This window comes from Arthrobacter sp. Y3223164 (assembly GCF_059091005.1).
This window is the reverse complement of sequence record NZ_JBNHGF010000029.1, coordinates 1-15,211: the sequence shown is the minus strand read 5'-3', so window position 1 is coordinate 15,211 and position 15,211 is coordinate 1. Positions and strand designations below refer to the sequence as shown.

The 15,211-nt window shown below is 65.4% G+C and carries 15 protein-coding genes; 10 read left to right on the top strand and 5 right to left on the bottom strand.

The window, feature by feature from the left end; genetic code table 11:
* Nucleotides 1–497, bottom strand: a 497-nt coding sequence (locus tag AC5RUJ_RS03460) for an MFS transporter (protein WP_494155604.1), incomplete at its 3' end; no start/stop codon positions are given.
* A 220-nt stretch (nucleotides 498–717) separates the two neighbouring features.
* On the opposite strand from AC5RUJ_RS03460, the gene AC5RUJ_RS03455 reads away from it, so the two are divergent.
* Complete coding sequence (locus AC5RUJ_RS03455) at nucleotides 718–1,329, top strand: DUF8548 family protein (protein WP_494024710.1); 612 nt, start codon at nucleotides 718–720, stop codon at nucleotides 1,327–1,329.
* 367 nt (nucleotides 1,330–1,696) lie between these two features.
* A complete protein-coding gene (locus AC5RUJ_RS03450; RefSeq protein WP_494002171.1) occupies nucleotides 1,697–3,370 on the top strand; it encodes a ribonuclease J in 1,674 nt (557 codons plus the stop codon).
* A 143-nt stretch (nucleotides 3,371–3,513) separates the two neighbouring features.
* Here the strand turns inward: AC5RUJ_RS03450 and AC5RUJ_RS03445 are convergent, their stop codons facing one another.
* Both AC5RUJ_RS03445 and AC5RUJ_RS03440 read right to left on the bottom strand, forming a co-directional pair.
* Nucleotides 3,514–4,263, bottom strand: coding sequence for a TMEM175 family protein (locus AC5RUJ_RS03445; protein WP_494024709.1), 750 nt, complete (start codon nucleotides 4,261–4,263; stop codon nucleotides 3,514–3,516).
* A 164-nt stretch (nucleotides 4,264–4,427) separates the two neighbouring features.
* Nucleotides 4,428–5,624 (bottom strand): M14 family zinc carboxypeptidase, encoded by a 1,197-nt coding sequence (locus AC5RUJ_RS03440; RefSeq protein WP_494024708.1) that lies wholly within the window; start codon nucleotides 5,622–5,624, stop codon nucleotides 4,428–4,430.
* A 286-nt stretch (nucleotides 5,625–5,910) separates the two neighbouring features.
* Between AC5RUJ_RS03440 and AC5RUJ_RS03435 the strand changes: the two genes are divergently transcribed.
* Together AC5RUJ_RS03435 and AC5RUJ_RS03430 are read left to right on the top strand one after the other, a co-directional pair.
* On the top strand, nucleotides 5,911–6,351 hold the full coding sequence (locus AC5RUJ_RS03435) for a helix-turn-helix transcriptional regulator (RefSeq protein WP_494024707.1): 441 nt from the start codon (nucleotides 5,911–5,913) through the stop codon (nucleotides 6,349–6,351).
* Nucleotides 6,352–6,360: 9 nt separating this feature from the next.
* On the top strand, nucleotides 6,361–6,765 hold the full coding sequence (locus AC5RUJ_RS03430) for a VOC family protein (protein ID WP_494013154.1): 405 nt from the start codon (nucleotides 6,361–6,363) through the stop codon (nucleotides 6,763–6,765).
* 150 nt (nucleotides 6,766–6,915) lie between these two features.
* On the opposite strand, the gene AC5RUJ_RS03425 is transcribed toward AC5RUJ_RS03430, so the two are convergent.
* Nucleotides 6,916–7,968 carry a LacI family DNA-binding transcriptional regulator gene (locus tag AC5RUJ_RS03425; protein WP_494024706.1) on the bottom strand — a complete coding sequence of 351 codons (1,053 nt, stop codon included), beginning with the start codon at nucleotides 7,966–7,968 and terminating at the stop codon, nucleotides 6,916–6,918.
* Nucleotides 7,969–8,079: 111 nt separating this feature from the next.
* On the opposite strand from AC5RUJ_RS03425, the gene AC5RUJ_RS03420 reads away from it, so the two are divergent.
* The 4 genes from AC5RUJ_RS03420 to AC5RUJ_RS03405 all read left to right on the top strand — a co-directional run bounded on the left by AC5RUJ_RS03420 (nucleotide 8,080) and on the right by AC5RUJ_RS03405 (nucleotide 11,600).
* Complete coding sequence (locus AC5RUJ_RS03420; RefSeq protein WP_494127835.1) at nucleotides 8,080–8,982, top strand: ABC transporter substrate-binding protein; 903 nt, start codon at nucleotides 8,080–8,082, stop codon at nucleotides 8,980–8,982.
* 83 nt (nucleotides 8,983–9,065) lie between these two features.
* Complete coding sequence (locus AC5RUJ_RS03415) at nucleotides 9,066–10,097, top strand: amino acid ABC transporter permease (RefSeq protein ID WP_494024704.1); 1,032 nt, start codon at nucleotides 9,066–9,068, stop codon at nucleotides 10,095–10,097.
* Between the two features lie 2 nt (nucleotides 10,098–10,099).
* Nucleotides 10,100–10,843 carry an amino acid ABC transporter ATP-binding protein gene (locus tag AC5RUJ_RS03410; RefSeq protein ID WP_494024703.1) on the top strand — a complete coding sequence of 248 codons (744 nt, stop codon included), beginning with the start codon at nucleotides 10,100–10,102 and terminating at the stop codon, nucleotides 10,841–10,843.
* Between the two features lies 1 nt (nucleotide 10,844).
* Nucleotides 10,845–11,600: a type 1 glutamine amidotransferase gene (locus tag AC5RUJ_RS03405; protein ID WP_494024702.1), complete on the top strand. Its 756-nt coding sequence runs from the start codon at nucleotides 10,845–10,847 to the stop codon at nucleotides 11,598–11,600.
* Nucleotides 11,601–11,731: 131 nt separating this feature from the next.
* Here the strand turns inward: AC5RUJ_RS03405 and AC5RUJ_RS03400 are convergent, their stop codons facing one another.
* Nucleotides 11,732–12,376, bottom strand: coding sequence for a TetR/AcrR family transcriptional regulator (locus AC5RUJ_RS03400; protein WP_494024701.1), 645 nt, complete (start codon nucleotides 12,374–12,376; stop codon nucleotides 11,732–11,734).
* A gap of 98 nt (nucleotides 12,377–12,474) precedes the next feature.
* Between AC5RUJ_RS03400 and AC5RUJ_RS03395 the strand changes: the two genes are divergently transcribed.
* Nucleotides 12,475–13,521 carry an agmatine deiminase family protein gene (locus AC5RUJ_RS03395; protein WP_494024700.1) on the top strand — a complete coding sequence of 349 codons (1,047 nt, stop codon included), beginning with the start codon at nucleotides 12,475–12,477 and terminating at the stop codon, nucleotides 13,519–13,521.
* On the top strand, nucleotides 13,518–15,211 hold a 1,694-nt coding region (locus AC5RUJ_RS03390), incomplete at its 3' end, for an amidase (protein WP_494155603.1). The genes AC5RUJ_RS03395 and AC5RUJ_RS03390, both read left to right, overlap by 4 nt.

The following is a 15,211-nucleotide window of genomic DNA, read 5'->3' as shown; positions in this document are numbered from 1 at the left end:
CCGAGGATGGCCAACACGCCCCAGGCCGCCAGTGCCCACCGCCAGCCGACGAGCGCGGCGAGCGGTGCGGTGCCCAGCAAGGTCGCCATGGAGCCGACGTTCATCGTGGCCGAGTAGACGCCGGTGGCAGCGGAAACGCGGTTCCAGGGCACGTCGCGGCGAATCAGCACCGGAACCACGATGTTGCCGAGCGTGAGCGCCGCGCCGATGATTACCGTCCCTGTCAGCACCACCGGTACCGGGCCGAGGGATCGGATTACGGTTCCGGCCAGGACACCGGCCAGGCACAGCACCACCGTAGCTTCCGGGCCCCAGCGCCGGATCGTCTGTGTCGCTAGGGGAGTGGCTAGCGCGAAGAGCAGCACCGGCAGTCCCGTGAGCAGGCCCGCGCCCGCGGCCGACAGCCCGGTGTCGGCGCGGATGTCCCCGACGACGGCGGTGGGCGCGATGATCGGTGCACGCAGGCTTAAAGCCAGGATGGCGATGCCCAGAAGCACCCACGGCAATGCCGGCCGGGAGGCGAATGCGCGGACCGTGGCTGGCTCCTTCGGGTTGTGTGGGCGGCAACGGAGAATCCCCAGTCACCCTAGCCGAAGTGATCGGTGCCGGTTCTTACTGCCGCTGGTCGTTACGGTGCAAGGCGCCGTCGTGCGGGCGCAGAATTCTCCCACGGAAGTGGTACACGAAACCGACGGACTGGCATGGCAGTATTCAGGCATGATCACACTGGACGCAGAAAAGCTTCTCGCATACATGGATTCAAACGGAATTGCCGGATCCACAAAAATTACCCGTGGTTGGTCCCATATGGGGGCGATTGTGGTTGACGCTGTTCTCCAGCGACGGCAGAAGTACAAGAGCACAGTTCTACCGCGCGTGCAGGCCCTTATTGCTGCGTGGCCCGATGCGGAGACGACTTCCGGCTTCCGCCGACACCTGGATCAGGGCGGGCTCTCGGGTGTAATTCGGTGGAGGGGGCAGGAACGTCTGACCCAGATTGAAGAAATCGTCAAGGTTCTTGAAAGCGACGGATTCCGAATCGACACGGTTGAAGATCTTCGTGCTCAGCTCTCGGATGCTCCTCAACGTCAGGTACTTCGCGCAGCCCTGCGTGAAGTCGATCATGTGGGCCCGAAAACGGTGGACTACTTGGACATTCTCGCGGGGATCGATTCAGGGACAGCAATAGATGTACGCATTCGTCGCCACATGCGGTCGGCTGGCATTTCGAATCTGCAGTATGACCACGTGCAGGCAGTCATTCGTTCTGCTGCTGATATGAGGCAATGGCGTCACGGTGATGTCGACGCTGCACTGTGGAACGCCTGACCCGATCACGGGAAGGATACTGAGCTCCAGTTCGGATGACTGCTAAATCCGCGCGAAATCAGGACGGCTTTCGAATTTGCTCAGATGGCGTTGCATCCAGCATCGCGGGGGCACCAAGGTCCCCCGATGACGATGAACGATAAATTCAAGACAAAGCACTTTGCGGTGCCAGTAGCCTCGGGTCGGAACTGGAGAAGCGAAGCGTCAACGGTGGTAAAGTCGGGAGAAGTATGCTTTCCGTCCGCACCCGCTGCGCGGAAGGCCGTCGAAGCGCCTCGGGCGCATCGGCCACCCAAGACTTCAGTGCCGGCAACTCCGGCTTCGGGCGTTGATGCCCGGCAACACACCGCACCATAGATCGGAATCCATGAACACCAAGCCGTTGCAAACTCCTCCGAAACTCGCCAAAGACGCCTTGCGCATAGTCCCCTTGGGCGGACTGGGCGAAATCGGCCGGAACATGACGGTGTTCGAGTTCGGCGGCAAGCTGCTGATCGTGGACTGCGGCGTCTTGTTCCCCGAGGAGCAGCACCCGGGCGTGGACCTGATCCTGCCCGACTTCTCCTACATCCGCGAACGCCTCAACGACGTCGTCGGCATTGTCCTCACCCACGGGCACGAGGATCACATTGGCGGCGTGCCGTACCTGCTGAAGGAACGCGCCGACATCCCCGTGATCTCCGCGAAGCTGACGCTGGCCTTCGTGAAGACCAAGCTGCAGGAACACCGCCTGAACGCCAAGATGGTGCAGGTCAAGGAGGGCGACCGGAAGAAGTTCGGTCCGTTCGACCTGGAATTCCTGGCCGTCAACCACTCCATTCCGGACGGACTGGCCGTGGCCATCCGGACCGGGGCCGGGCTGGTGCTGGCAACCGGCGACTTCAAGATGGACCAGTTCCCGCTGGACCGCCGGATCACCGACCTGGCCGGGTTCGCGCGGCTGGGCGACGAGGGCGTGGACCTGTTCCTGCCGGATTCCACCAACGCCGAAGTCCCCGGTTTCCTCGCTGCCGAGGCCGATCTGGTGCCGGCAATCGATACGGTCATGCGCACCGCCCCGCGCCGCGTGATTGTCTCCAGTTTCGCCAGCCACGTGCACCGCATCCAGCAGGTCATCGACGTGGCACACAAGTACGGCCGCAAGGTCGCCTTCGTGGGCCGGTCCATGGTGCGCAACATGACGACGGCGCGCGAGCTCGGCTACCTGAACATCCCGCGCGGGGTGCTCGTGGACTTCAAGGAACTGGAGAAGCTGCCGCCCACCAAGGCCGTGCTGATCTGCACCGGCTCCCAGGGCGAGCCGATGGCGGCGCTGGCCCGCATGGCCGGCGGCGACCACATGATCGACCTGACCGAGGGCGACACCGTGCTGCTGGCCTCCTCGCTGGTTCCGGGCAACGAATCCTCCATCTACCGGCTGATCAACGACCTGACCAAGCGCGGCGCCAACGTGGTGCACAAGGGCAACGCGAAGGTGCACGTCTCCGGCCACGCCTCGGCCGGCGAGCTGGTGTACTGCTACAACCTGGTCCGCCCGAAGAACGTGCTGCCCGTCCACGGCGAGCACCGCCATCTGAAGGCCAATGCCGAACTGGCCGTTCGCACGGGCGTGGACCCGAAGCGCGCGCTGATCGTGGAAGACGGCACCACCATCGACCTGAAGGACGGCGTGGCCCGGGTTTCCGGCCAGATCGCCGCGGACTACGTCTATGTGGAGAACATGGTGGCCGGCGCGGCCACCGAAGCCTCCCTGCAGGACCGGCTCCGGCTGGCCGAAGACGGCGCAGTCACCGCGCTGCTGATCGTCAACCCGGACACCGGGCGGCTGGAGGAAGACCCGGAGTTCTTCCCGGTCGGCTTCGCCCCGGCGGTCGAGCAGTTGGAGAAGGCCACCGGCATCGTGGAGAAGACGCTGATGCAAATGCGCGGCGACAAGACCGGCCCGGACGCCGAGAAGGCGATCGCGCAGGCCCTGATCCGCTGGTCCGACCGGGCGCTGCGGCGCAAGCCCGTGGTCACGGTCATCATCGTGGAGGCCTAGCCGGCCCGTGCGCCACAGCGAAGAAAGTTGGGAGGGACGGACGGGCACGAGCTCGTCCGTCCCTCCCCCTTTAAGAGCCCTCCCACCTCAGGTTCACGGGCGGAGAATCGGCGCGATCCGGCAGCCCGTGGAGGAATTCCTGGTCACCGGCGCTCCTTCTGCGTTGAAGCAGCCGTTGGCCGCCGGCTTTCGCGGGCGGCGAGCCTGCCCGAAAGGGGCCCCAGCACGATGAGCGAGGCCCAGGTGAGCTTTCCCGCCGTCCCGCCGGCGGCGAAGGCCACCGGAATCGACAAAGCGAAGACCAGCGGCGGGACGAGGGAATCGAGCACGAACGCCCGATGCTGCCTGCGGTTCATCGGCTCGATCTCGAGGCGGTTCCTGCGGGCGATCTCGAAGATGGCCAGCTGTGCCAAGGCAGCGAGGGCAAGGTTGGCAGCGTACAGCACGGTCGACAGTTCCAGGGACGAGGTCTCGGGGTCGCTGATGCCCTGCGTGGTGAACGGAATCAGGATGACGAATGAGGCAGCCACCAGGTTCGCCGTCGTCGTTGCGGAATCAAGTGCCGAGAGCCGTTGTATCAGGCGGAGGTTTATCCGCCAGAACACGGCGATCACCACGAAGCTCAGGACGAAACCGGCAAGCTGATGCACCAGGCCGGAGCCTGCCAGCGACCGGAGGTCTTGCCATGCCTCCGGCGAAGGAGCATCCAGGTTGGTGATCAGCAGCGTGATGGCGAAACCGTAGATGACGTCGTAAAAGCCGATGCCCCGGTCAAACTCGCTGGACTCCCGGGCCAACATGGCGGAATTGCGCTCCGGCTGTTCGGAATGTTCCGCGGAGCTTTCGGGGCCCGCGCCGTGTGCCGGCGGTTCGCCGTCCCGGGGTTGTGCCACGAGATCAGCGTGGCGCAAACCGTGGTCACTATGCAATGGGCGTAAGGCGCGACGGCGGCACCCGCCTCTGGTCGGGACCGAGGCCCGATGGTGCGCGCACCATCGTCGTCGGCGGCGCAGTGGCACGGCGCGGGAAGGCACCGCGCCACTGCTGGCAAGGCCGGCTACGGGACCGGGATGGTCCCGGCGTAGTCGGTGTTGTAGCCGGTGACCGGCTGATGCGGGATTTCCTCCCAGCGGTCCGCGTCCTCCTGCTGGACTTCGCCGGTGGCCAGGCCCAGCAGCAGTTCCTTCATGGCGAGCAGGTTCTGCCTGACGCTCTTGCCCCTCGCCTTCTGGCCGAGGCTGCCGTCGGACGTGTTGCCGGACGTTTCGAAGAAGACCACGGGGTTGGAGTGGCCCTCCGGGTTCATGCCCTGATAGTCCAGACCCAGCATCATCGCCGAGACCACGCCGCCCTTGATGTCGATCTCCAGGCCGTTGCCCACCTGGTAGCGGTCCATGTTGATGGAACCGTACTGAGAGAGTTCGTCGTAGACGTGGACGTGCATCTGGCGGGTCAGTTCGTCGTAGGCCCCGTCTTTGATCCCCGGCAGGGTCGGGCCGCCCGGGGCGAGCGAGATGCCCAACGACAGCGTGACATCATCGCCGGTGCCCCACTCCTTCTTCAGGCCCTGGTGGTGGATGTCGATCCCGTAGGCCGGCTTCACGTCGGTCCAGTACTCATAGAAGGCCAGCGACTCGTTGGCCACGAATCCGGTGGGCGTCCAGTCCCGGTTCAGGTCAATCCGCTGTTCCCGCCCGTTGGCGCCGAACTCCGGCAGATCGGCGGCCTGGTCCCAGAGCACGGTATGGCGGATGTTCGCCTCTGAACCGTCCGGGTTGTACATCGGAATGAAGTGGAAGGTGAACTTCTCGCGCAGCAGCTGATAGTCCGCCGAACCGTTGGTGCCCAGGTCCTTCAGCAGCGACAGGATCGACTCGGTGCCGTAGGGTTCGTTGCCATGGATGCGGCCCTGGATCCACACGTGCTCGGCGCCGGTGCCGACGGTGGCCACCCAGAGGTCGCGGCCCTGCTCGGACTTGTTGACCTGCGTGCCGGCCTCCTCCAGCGTGAAGGCGTCCACGCCGAAGCGGCTGTTCTTTTCCAGCTTCCGCAGTTCCTTCACGAGGTCGTCATAGGTCAGGATGCTGGCGGTATTGGTGTTGCCCTCGGTTGAGGGGAAGTTGGCATCCGCAAGAACAGGGGTTGCGGCGCTAAAGGGAATGATGACGGCGAGGGCCGCCGCCGCGGCCAGGCCACGGTAGCGCCGGGGCTTGGCCGAACCGTGGCTGGTGCTGCTCTTGGGCTGGTGCGTCACTGCATGTCCTCCAAAGGTTGAGCGATTCATGCGCCAGCGCGCCGGCTCAGGCGGCTGCGCTGTCGGGATCGGCGGCTCGAGGGAACTGCCGGTAATGAGACGCTAGCCGTGGGTCCCGGGATTGCGCCAGAGTGCAGGGGCGGATCGCGGACTGCCACCCCGTAGTTGCCGGCCGCGACGTCCAACGGCCCGCCACGGCTGCCATCCGGGGTCCGGGAAGCCGCGGTGCGCCGCCTGCCGCCCCGCACGGCTACCCGTCGATCCGGGCAGGGGATACTCTCGACGTGTGACCCCTGAGGAGCTGGCGAACCTGGCGCATCTGCGCCGGGCGCGGGACCTGATCGACCGGGACTTTGCCCGGCCGCTCGATGTGCCGACGATGGCGGCGAAGGCGCTGATGTCGCCGTCGCATTTTTCGCGCCGGTTCAAGGCCGCCTACGGGGAGACGCCCTACAACTACCTGATGACCCGCCGGATTGAGCGCGCGATGGCGCTGCTGCGCTCCGGGGCGAGCGTCACCGACGCGTGCATGGAGGTGGGCAGCACCTCGCTGGGATCGTTCAGCACCCGGTTCACCCAGCTGGTGGGCGAAACCCCCAGCGCTTATCGGGCCCGGGAGCACCCGGCGGCCGAGGCGATGCCGCCCTGCATCGCGAAGCTGCTCACCCGGCCCGTGGACCTGAGATCGAGCAGGATCGAAGAAGCGGCCGCCCCGGCCCCTGCGTAGGTTGGATGCATGAGCATTTCACTTCAGTACTGCAACATCACGGTCAATGACCCGGCGGAATCCATCCCGTTCTACCGGGACGGCCTGGGGCTGGAAGTCCGCAACGACGTCGCCAACGACGGCTTCCACTGGATCACCATGGGCAGCCCCGACCAGCCCGGGCTGGAGCTGGTGCTTTCCGCACCCCATGCAGGGCGCTCGCAGGCCGACGGCGACCAGCTCCAGGAGCTGCTGGTCAAGGGCGTGCTGCCCATGCTGGTCTTCAGCACCGATGACCTGGACGCCGCCTTCGAACGGCTGGTGTCCATCGGGGCAGAGGTCCTGCAGGAGCCCATGGACCAGCCGTGGGGACCGCGCGACTGCGCCGTCCGCGACCCTTCGGGCAACATGATCCGCATCAATCAGGACAAGTAACCCCGGAACGACGGCGGCCGCTCACCTTCCGTAGGTGCGCGGCCCGCCCTCGTCGACCGCTTGACCACGGCAGGTAGACGGGGCTTCCCGGCAGACGCGGTGCGATCCTGGGCCAGCGCCCGGTTGATGAGTCGTTTCCCTGATGCAGGCCTAGCTGTGCGGCATGGTCCATTGTTCCGCGGGCCGCAGCCGGAACACGCGATGGGCATCTTCCCGGACTCCCGTTTCCAGAAAATTGACGAGGAGGCGGACGGCACTTCGCCCGGGGCCCTCGGGGTCTGCAGATTCCATATAGTTGACCCTCGGGTCGTGGATGGCCTGCTCGGAGGTCGCCGCGGAGGAGACGACTACATCCCCGGGGATTCCCACCCCCAGAACTGCTGCGGCCGCGATGATGGCACCGGAGTAACTCTCGTTAAGGCAATAGACCGCATCGGGCAGATCGGTGGACAGCAGTCGGTGGGCGGCCTGTCCCGCGTCTTCGCTGGGTCCTAGAGCCGTGATGCGCGCCTGAATTCCATGTGCCTTGCACCAGGAGGAAAACGCCGCTTCTGTTTCCGCCGTGTAGCGGTCAATGATGGATCCGGTGAAGAGCGCCATGTGGGTGGGGGCACGCCCGGCCACGGCGTGGCTTTGGCGGGCCGTGAGGTCGAGCATGTCATGCACGGAACGACCCACATTGCCCAGGACCGCCATCTGCAGGTCCCCCTCCAAGCCCCTGACGAAGCCGCCGTCGGCGACCAGCGGAATACCCCGTTCGGCGCAGAAGGCGACTATGGGGTCGTTGTCCAGAGGGTCGACGACGATGACCCCGTCTACGAGCGGGAAGGAATCGGCGAGGTCGTCTGCCTTCGGTGACGCCGCGACCACGGAGTAGCCATGGTCCATTGCCTCGATGGCGGCGTCGGAAATTATGCCGCGGTAATAGGGCAGGTACGTGTAGCGCCAGACAGGGGAATTTCGGTAACTCACGAGGACGCCTAAAACCCGGGTCTGCCCCATCCGCAGCGCTCGGCCTGATGGGTTTGGCTGGTATCCGAGCCTCTTGCCGGTGGCCAGGACCTTTGTGCGCGTTGACGCGGCCACTTCGCCCTTCTTGTTGTAGACGTTCGAGACCGTCGCTGTGGACACCCCGGCAGCGGCAGCAACGTCCTTGATGCGAACGCGCGGTGCCGCAGCGCCGCTGCTTGGCCGCTCCCTCATGCGATGTAGATCTCTCTCTGGTGTGACGTAGTTGACACCTGCGGTGCACTTGCACTTACAATTCTAAGCGATTGCCTAAATCGATTTAGGCACCGCCGAAAGGACCACGATATGCGACTCTCTCAAATGGTGACTACCTCCGGTGCCGTGGCACTGGCGTTTGGTTTGGCGGCTTGCGGAAGCTCTGCAGGGGGCGCCGGTACCGATTCAGACGATGCTGCCGCGGACGGGAATCCGGCTTCCTACGGCGACTGTGCCGTGTCCGGCCCGGCAGGCACACACGAGCTTGACCTGATTGAGGAGGGGACCATCACGGTCAAGGCGGACCTCCCGTCGCCAGGCTGGTACAACGGCGACACCGTCGAGAGCATCGCAAGCGGCTTTGATTTCTGCTTGCTGGCGAACATCGCACATCGGGCTGGAGCCGAAAATATCGTCCTGCGGAATACGTCCTTTGACGGTCTCGTGGCAGGGAAGGCGGGTGATTTCGATATGACGCTGAACCAGATCACGATCACCGAAGAGCGCAAGCAGGTGATGGAATTTTCCGAACCTTATTTCCAATCCACAGCCGGGGTGCTGGTCAAGAAGGACTCTTCCGTCAACGAACAAAACCTTGCCGACTCCCGGATCGGGGTAAAGCAGGGAACGGTGGGTCAGATGCTGGTGGCGGATGTGATCAAGCCCAAGAGCGAAGTGGCTGTTTTCCCCGGGGATCCCGAACAGCAGGCTGCCGTCGCAGCAGGCAGGATCGATGCCGGTATTCAGGATCTCAGCATCGTGCTGGGCGCAGCGGCGAAGTCCGGTGGCGCGTTGAAGGTGGCAGGCCAAATCCCGACGGACGAATCCTACGGAGTGATGATGCCCAAGGGATCGACCAACGTCGACACCGTCAATGAGATCCTTGCCGAACTCCGCGCGGACGGAACCCTCGACAAGTTGGGCTCTACCTACCTTGCCGACGCCTACGGGGTCGACCCGGCCACGATCCCCGTCTGGGACGACCTTAAATGACGGGTGTTTTCCCGCCCATAACTTCCTCGCCCCCGACAGGGCGCGCAAAAGACGCGAAGCCTGCCGATGCAACAAGTACAGTCTTGCTGGCAGCCACCGTCATCTTCCTTTTGGCCCTTGGCCTGACCGCCTACACCGCGGTGATGTTGAACGCGGCGGCGACGGAAGGGCTCTGGACCGTCGTCCTTACTGGCGTCGGTGCCACTCTCGTGGCGTTGGCCCTTGCGACAGGAATCCCGCTCGTGCGCGGTTACCGGTTCGCCAAGGCCGGTTCCGCCGCGCTGGAGGCCGGCGACCTGGTGCAGGGGCGGCGCCTAAGGTTCCGGGGAGCCAACTGTGGTTGGATTACGCTCGGTTCGTCGATGCCGGTCAGCATCGTCAGCGTATTCGTTTTGTTCCTTCTGGCGAACGATCACGCAGTCCAGTCCACCTTCTTCGATATCTCCTTCATGGCGCAGAGCCTGGGCGACGTGGCCAAGGCCTTCACCAACAACATCATTATTGCCGTGACGGCAGAGCTGTTCGTTCTGATTTTCGGTTTGGTCATTGCCATCGCGAGGATGGTGCCCGGCCAGGCGGGCAGGCCTATCCGCTGGCTCGCGATGATGTATGTGGACGTGTTCCGTGCCATCCCATCGATCATCGTCATCTACCTCATCGGGTTCGGTCTGCCGCTGGCCAATGTGCCGTTGCTCAGCGATATGAGTCCGATGTGGGCGGCGATCTTTGCCCTGACCTTGACCTACAGCGCGTATGTGGCGGAAGTATATCGGGCCGGCATCTCGAGCATTCATTGGTCGCAGGTTTCGGCGGCCAGGTCGCTCGGCCTCAGCTACGGCAAGACCCTGCGTTTCGTCGTCGTCCCGCAAGCATTCCGGCGCGTGTCGCCGCCGCTGCTCAACGACTTCATTGGGCTGCAGAAAGATACCGCGCTCGTCACGATCATCGGGACGGTGGACGCATTCACTCAGGCTAAGACGTACGCCAGCAACTACTTCAACCTGTCCTCGGTCACCGTCGTCGCGATTCTGTTCATACTGATCACCATTCCGCAGACCCGGTTTGTCGACCGGCTGTTGGAGCGGGACGAGAGAAAACAAAGGCTGCAAGGATAATCATGCCCTTTCTTCAAATGAACAGTGTGGTCAAGTCTTACGGAGACAACGTTGTCTTGCGTGGCATCGACCTTCACGTCGAAAAACACGAGGTTGTCTGCCTCATCGGCGCTTCAGGTTGCGGGAAGTCGACCCTGCTCCGCTGCGTAAACGCGTTGGAAACGATCCAAGGCGGAGAAATCTACTTGGACAATGACGTCGTGTCCGGCGAGGGCATCGACGTGAATGCCTTAAGGCGCAGGGTGGGCATCGTCTTCCAGAGCTTCAACCTATTCCCGCACATGACGGCCCTGGACAATGTCACTCTCGCCCCAACCCGGGTGTTGGGAGTGGCGAGAGCGGAAGCAGAGAAGCAGGCACATGAACTGCTCACGCGGGTGGGATTGGATCACAAGGCCAAGGCCTTTCCAGACCAGCTGTCGGGTGGCCAGCAGCAGCGGGTGGCCATCGTGCGGGCGCTGGCAATGAACCCCGACGTGCTGCTGCTCGATGAGATAACCTCCGCCCTTGACCCGGAACTTGTCGCCGAGGTGCTGAACATCGTCCGGGATCTGGCCAACGACGGACTGACTATCCTCATGGCCACCCACGAGATGTCTTTCGCCCGGGAAGTCTCAAGCCGTGTGGCCTTTCTCCATGAGGGGCAGGTCTTGGAGGTTGGGCCACCCGAGCAAATTTTCGGCAACCCCGCGGAACCCAGGACGCAGGAATTTCTGAAAAAAATCATTGCAGCAGGGAGGCTTTGAGATGTTGGAAGCCGCCGAAGGCGGCAAGCTTAAAGTCCTCATCGTGGAACACGAACGCAGCGCCGACGCAGCGCTGGTCGGCGAACGACTGGCCCGGGCTGGGGTGGAGACGACCGTGGTGGGACCGGAAACTGCGAACTCTGTGCCCGCTACCAGCGCCGGCTGCGACGGGATCGTAGTGCTCGGTGGTACTCCCGGGCCCGTCGACGACGAGTCCGCCCCGTGGCTGCCTGGAGTGCGCGCCCTGGTGAAGGACGCCCTGGAGACGCAGGTCCCGCTCTTGGGAATCTGCCTGGGCGCGCAATTGCTCGCCCATGTCGCCGGTGGACGTGTTGACACGATCGCCGCGGGGCCGGAGATCGGGCTCGTGGAGATGCAATTGACTCCCGAGGGAGCCGCGGATCCGCTGCTTTACGGCTTTGACAAACCGCTCCAAGCGCTCCAATGGCACTGGCTTGAAGTGGCCACGCTTCCGGCAGGGTCTGTCTCCTTGTGCTCGAGCGACGTTTGCCGCAACCAAGCATTTCGTGTCGGTCGGAACGCCTGGGGTGTGCAATTCCACCTCGAAGCAGTCGCACGCACGGCAAGTCAGTGGAGCCTCGAGAGCGGGGATATCTTGGCCGGTCTGGGGATCAACCCGGAATCGGAGATTATTGACCGATTTATGAAAGCCGAATCCGCGCTCAGAGAACAATGGTCGCTGGTCACAGACCGCTGGATTGAAGTGGTCCGCGAGCATGCGCACGTTGAGGCCTAAGCGGACTTTTCCCGAGGCGCGTGCCGGTGCCCTGGTGCAGCCATGGCAAAGGAACTCTTCCCAAGCTTTCCGACGCGAAGAGCATAAGCCTGATGCCGCCGTCGTCCTGCCCACCGAAAGGCGGCCGCGCGCTATTGGTCCGTGACGGGCGCCGCGTGGGGCAGCAGCGACGACGGCGCCGCGCCGACCATCACTTCGACGGCGCGGGCGAGGTGGGTGTGCCGGTCACTGACCCCGTTCCAGCGCACCAGCCCCTGGGCATTCAGCCCGTCGATCATGCCCAGAACCTGCCAGGCCACGGTTTCCGCGTCCGGCGTGGCGAATTCGCCGGCGGCAACGCCCGCCTCGAGCAAATGCCGGATCACCGCCTGCCACGCGTCCATCTGCGCGCGCACGCTGACTGCCAGCGCCTCGTTCCGGCGGCCCAAGGACCACGCTTCCACCCATACCGCCGTCACATCCAGCCGGCGGTCGTCCAGAAGCGTGTCAAGCAGCAGGCCGAGGCCCTGCCGGGGCGTGGGCTTCTCCGCCACCATGGCCGACACCTCATCGATTTCAGCGGCCACGATGGAGGTGAAGGCGCCGGCCACGAGGACATCGACGGTGGGGTGGTAGTGCGCCACCAGGCCCGGGGCCACACCGGCCCTGCCCGCCACGTTGCGCAGGGTGATCGCGGCAAGGCCCTGCTCGAGCCCGATGGTCCGGGCCGCTTCGGCGAGTTCTGCGGCGCGTTCGGCGGGCGCCTTGCGCGGGGTGCGTTTGGGTGTGCTTGACATCACAGAACAGTCTAGAGTAACTTCGCTGCATTATTGATCATGCGATCAACAAGGCGGGTCGGACCGCCTTCCTGTTCCCTCACGAGACGGAGGCCTCTGTGGCTTGGAGAATGCCGGCGGAAACCGATCCCCACGAGCGCACCTGGATGGCGTTCCCGCGGGCCGGGCTGACGCTGGGCGGGGATGCGGCGTCGGTCGAGGAAGCGTATGGCGCCTGGGCCGCGGTCGCGCATGCCGTCGCGGAGTTTGAACCCGTTGCCATGGTGGTCGACCCGACGGAACGGGAGCGCGCCGGCCGCATGCTGGACGGTGGTATCGACCGACTCGAGGCGCCGCTGGATGAGTTCTGGATGCGTGACATCGGCCCCACCTTCGTGGTCGACGACGAAAGGCCGGACGTCCTGGGAGCGGTGGACTGGACCTTCAACGGCTGGGGCGCGCCGGCTTGGGCCGAGTGGGAGAAGAGCCGCGGCATCGGAAGCTTTGTCGCCGCGCAGGCCGGCGCCGAACTCGTCACCTCCCTGCTGGTGAACGAAGGCGGCGCCATCCACGTTGACGGCGAGGGCACCGTGCTGGTGACCGAAACCGTGCAGCTCGATCCCGATCGGAATCCGTATGCCGACAAGGGGCGGGTGGAAGCGGAATTGGCCCGCACGCTGGGCGCCACGCATACGGTGTGGGTCCCCCGGGGCTTGACCCGTGACTACGAGGACCTGGGCACGCGCGGGCACATAGACATGGTGGCCGCCCTTCCCGCACCAGGACGGATCCTGCTGCACATGCAAAACAACCCCGCACACCCCGACTTCGACGTCAGCCGGTCCCTGCGGTCCTTCTTCGAGACCCAGGTCGATGCGGCGGGCAAGCCGTTCGACATCATCGAGCTGCCCGCCCCCGACACCGTGAAGGACGAGGAGGGTTTCGTCGACTGGAGCTACGTCAACCACCTGGTGGTCAATGGCGGCGTGATCGCCTGCGGCTACGGCGAGGAGCGCGCCGATGCGCTGGCGGCCGAAATCCTGGCCGAGGCCTACCCCGGCCGCCGCGTGGTCACGGTGGACGCGCGGCCGATACTGGCCCGCGGCGGCGGGATCCACTGCATCACGCAGCAGCAACCCAAGCTCGGCGCGAAGGCGGCAGCATGAGCCGGTTCGACGTGGTCGAGGCCTCGATTGCCCAGCTGCGCGAGGCGCTGCACACGGGGCAGGCGACCAGCGAGGAACTCACGAACGCCTACCTGGAACGCATCGCCGCCTACGACCACGGCGGCATCCGGCTGAACGCCGTCGTCGTCATGAATCCCGAGGCGCTCGCGGACGCCCGCGCTTCCGACCGGAGGCGTTCCCGCGGAGAAACCCTGGGACCGCTGGACGGCATCCCCTATACGGCCAAGGACAGTTACATGGCCGAAGGCCTCACCGCCGCCGCCGGCTCGCCCGCCTTCGAGCATCTGGTCGCCAGGCGGGACGCGTTCGCCATCGAACGGCTGCGCGCGGCAGGGGCGGTGCTCCTGGGCCTCACCAACATGCCGCCGATGGCCAACGGGGGCATGCAGCGCGGCCTCTACGGACGCGCCGAAAGCCCCTACAACGCCGACTTCCTGACGGCCGCCTTCGGCTCCGGCTCATCCAACGGCTCCGGAACCGCGACCGCGGCAAGTTTCGCCGCCTTCGGCCTCGGCGAGGAGACCTGGTCCAGCGGCAGGGCGCCGGCGTCGAACAACGCGTTGTGTGCCTACACCCCGTCGCGCGGCGTCATCTCGGTGCGGGGCAACTGGCCGCTGGTTCCCACCATGGACGTGGTGGTGCCGCACACCCGGACCATGGCCGACCTGCTGGAAGTGCTGGACGTGATCGTGGCGGACGACCCCGAAACCCGCGGCGACTTCTGGCGCCTGCAGCCCTGGGTGCCCATCCCCGCCGCCTCGTCGGTCCGGACCGACTCCTACCCGGCCCTGGCGCCCCGCGGACTGCAGCAGGCACGGGACGCGCTGCAGGGAAAACGGTTCGGCGTGCCCCGCATGTACATCAACGCCGACCCCGATGCCGGCACCGGCGAGGACCCCGGCATCGGCGGTCCCACCGGGCAGCGGATCGAGACCCGGGCCTCCGTCATCGAGCTGTGGGAAGCTGCCCGCCGGGACCTGGAGGCGGCGGGGGCCGAGGTGGTTCCCGTCGATTTCCCGGTCGTCTCCAACTACGAGGGCGACCGCCCCGGCGCCCCGAAGATCGGCACCCGCGGCCTGGTCAGCCCGGAGTACCTGCGGCGGGAGATCCTGGATCTCTCCGCGTGGGCGTGGGATGACTTCCTCGCCGCCAACGGGGACCCCGCGCTCCGGACCCTGGCCGACGTGGACGGGTCAAAGATTTTTCCGCACCCGCCCGGAGCCCTGCCCGACCCCTACGACGATTTCGACGACATCGCCGCCTATCCGGCGCACGTGCGCGAACACGGCGTTGCCTCGTTCACCGACATCCCCCATCTGGAGGAGGGGCTGCGGGGACTCGAGGAAACCCGCCGGGTGGACCTGGAAGCCTGGCTGGACCACCACGCGCTGGACGCCGTCGTCTTCCCGGCGGTGGCGGACATCGGCCCCGCGGACATGGACATCAACCAGGCTTCGGCAGACCTTGGCTGGCGCAACGGCGTCTGGGTGGCCAACGGGAACCTCGTCCCGCGCCACCTCGGCATTCCCACCGTCACCGTGCCCATGGGCACGACGGCGGACATCGGCATGCCCGTGGGACTCACCTTCGCGGGGCGCGCCTACGACGACAACGCCCTGTTGGCCGTGGCGGCCGCCTTCGAGGCGACCGGCGCCCGCCGCACCGAGCC

Bases quoted from the DNA above. Each gene is read 5' to 3' on its own strand.
- AC5RUJ_RS03455 (WP_494024710.1), top strand. From the start codon at position 718: ATGATCACACTGGACGCAGAAAAGCTTCTCGCATACATGGATTCAAAC.
- AC5RUJ_RS03405 (WP_494024702.1), top strand. From the start codon at position 10,845: ATGTTGGAAGCCGCCGAAGGCGGCAAGCTTAAAGTCCTCATCGTGGAA.
- AC5RUJ_RS03400 (WP_494024701.1), bottom strand. From the start codon at position 12,376: ATGTCAAGCACACCCAAACGCACCCCGCGCAAGGCGCCCGCCGAACGC.
- AC5RUJ_RS03425 (WP_494024706.1), bottom strand. From the start codon at position 7,968: ATGAGGGAGCGGCCAAGCAGCGGCGCTGCGGCACCGCGCGTTCGCATC.
- AC5RUJ_RS03410 (WP_494024703.1), top strand. From the start codon at position 10,100: ATGCCCTTTCTTCAAATGAACAGTGTGGTCAAGTCTTACGGAGACAAC.
- AC5RUJ_RS03420 (WP_494127835.1), top strand. From the start codon at position 8,080: ATGCGACTCTCTCAAATGGTGACTACCTCCGGTGCCGTGGCACTGGCG.
- AC5RUJ_RS03430 (WP_494013154.1), top strand. From the start codon at position 6,361: ATGAGCATTTCACTTCAGTACTGCAACATCACGGTCAATGACCCGGCG.
- AC5RUJ_RS03450 (WP_494002171.1), top strand. From the start codon at position 1,697: ATGAACACCAAGCCGTTGCAAACTCCTCCGAAACTCGCCAAAGACGCC.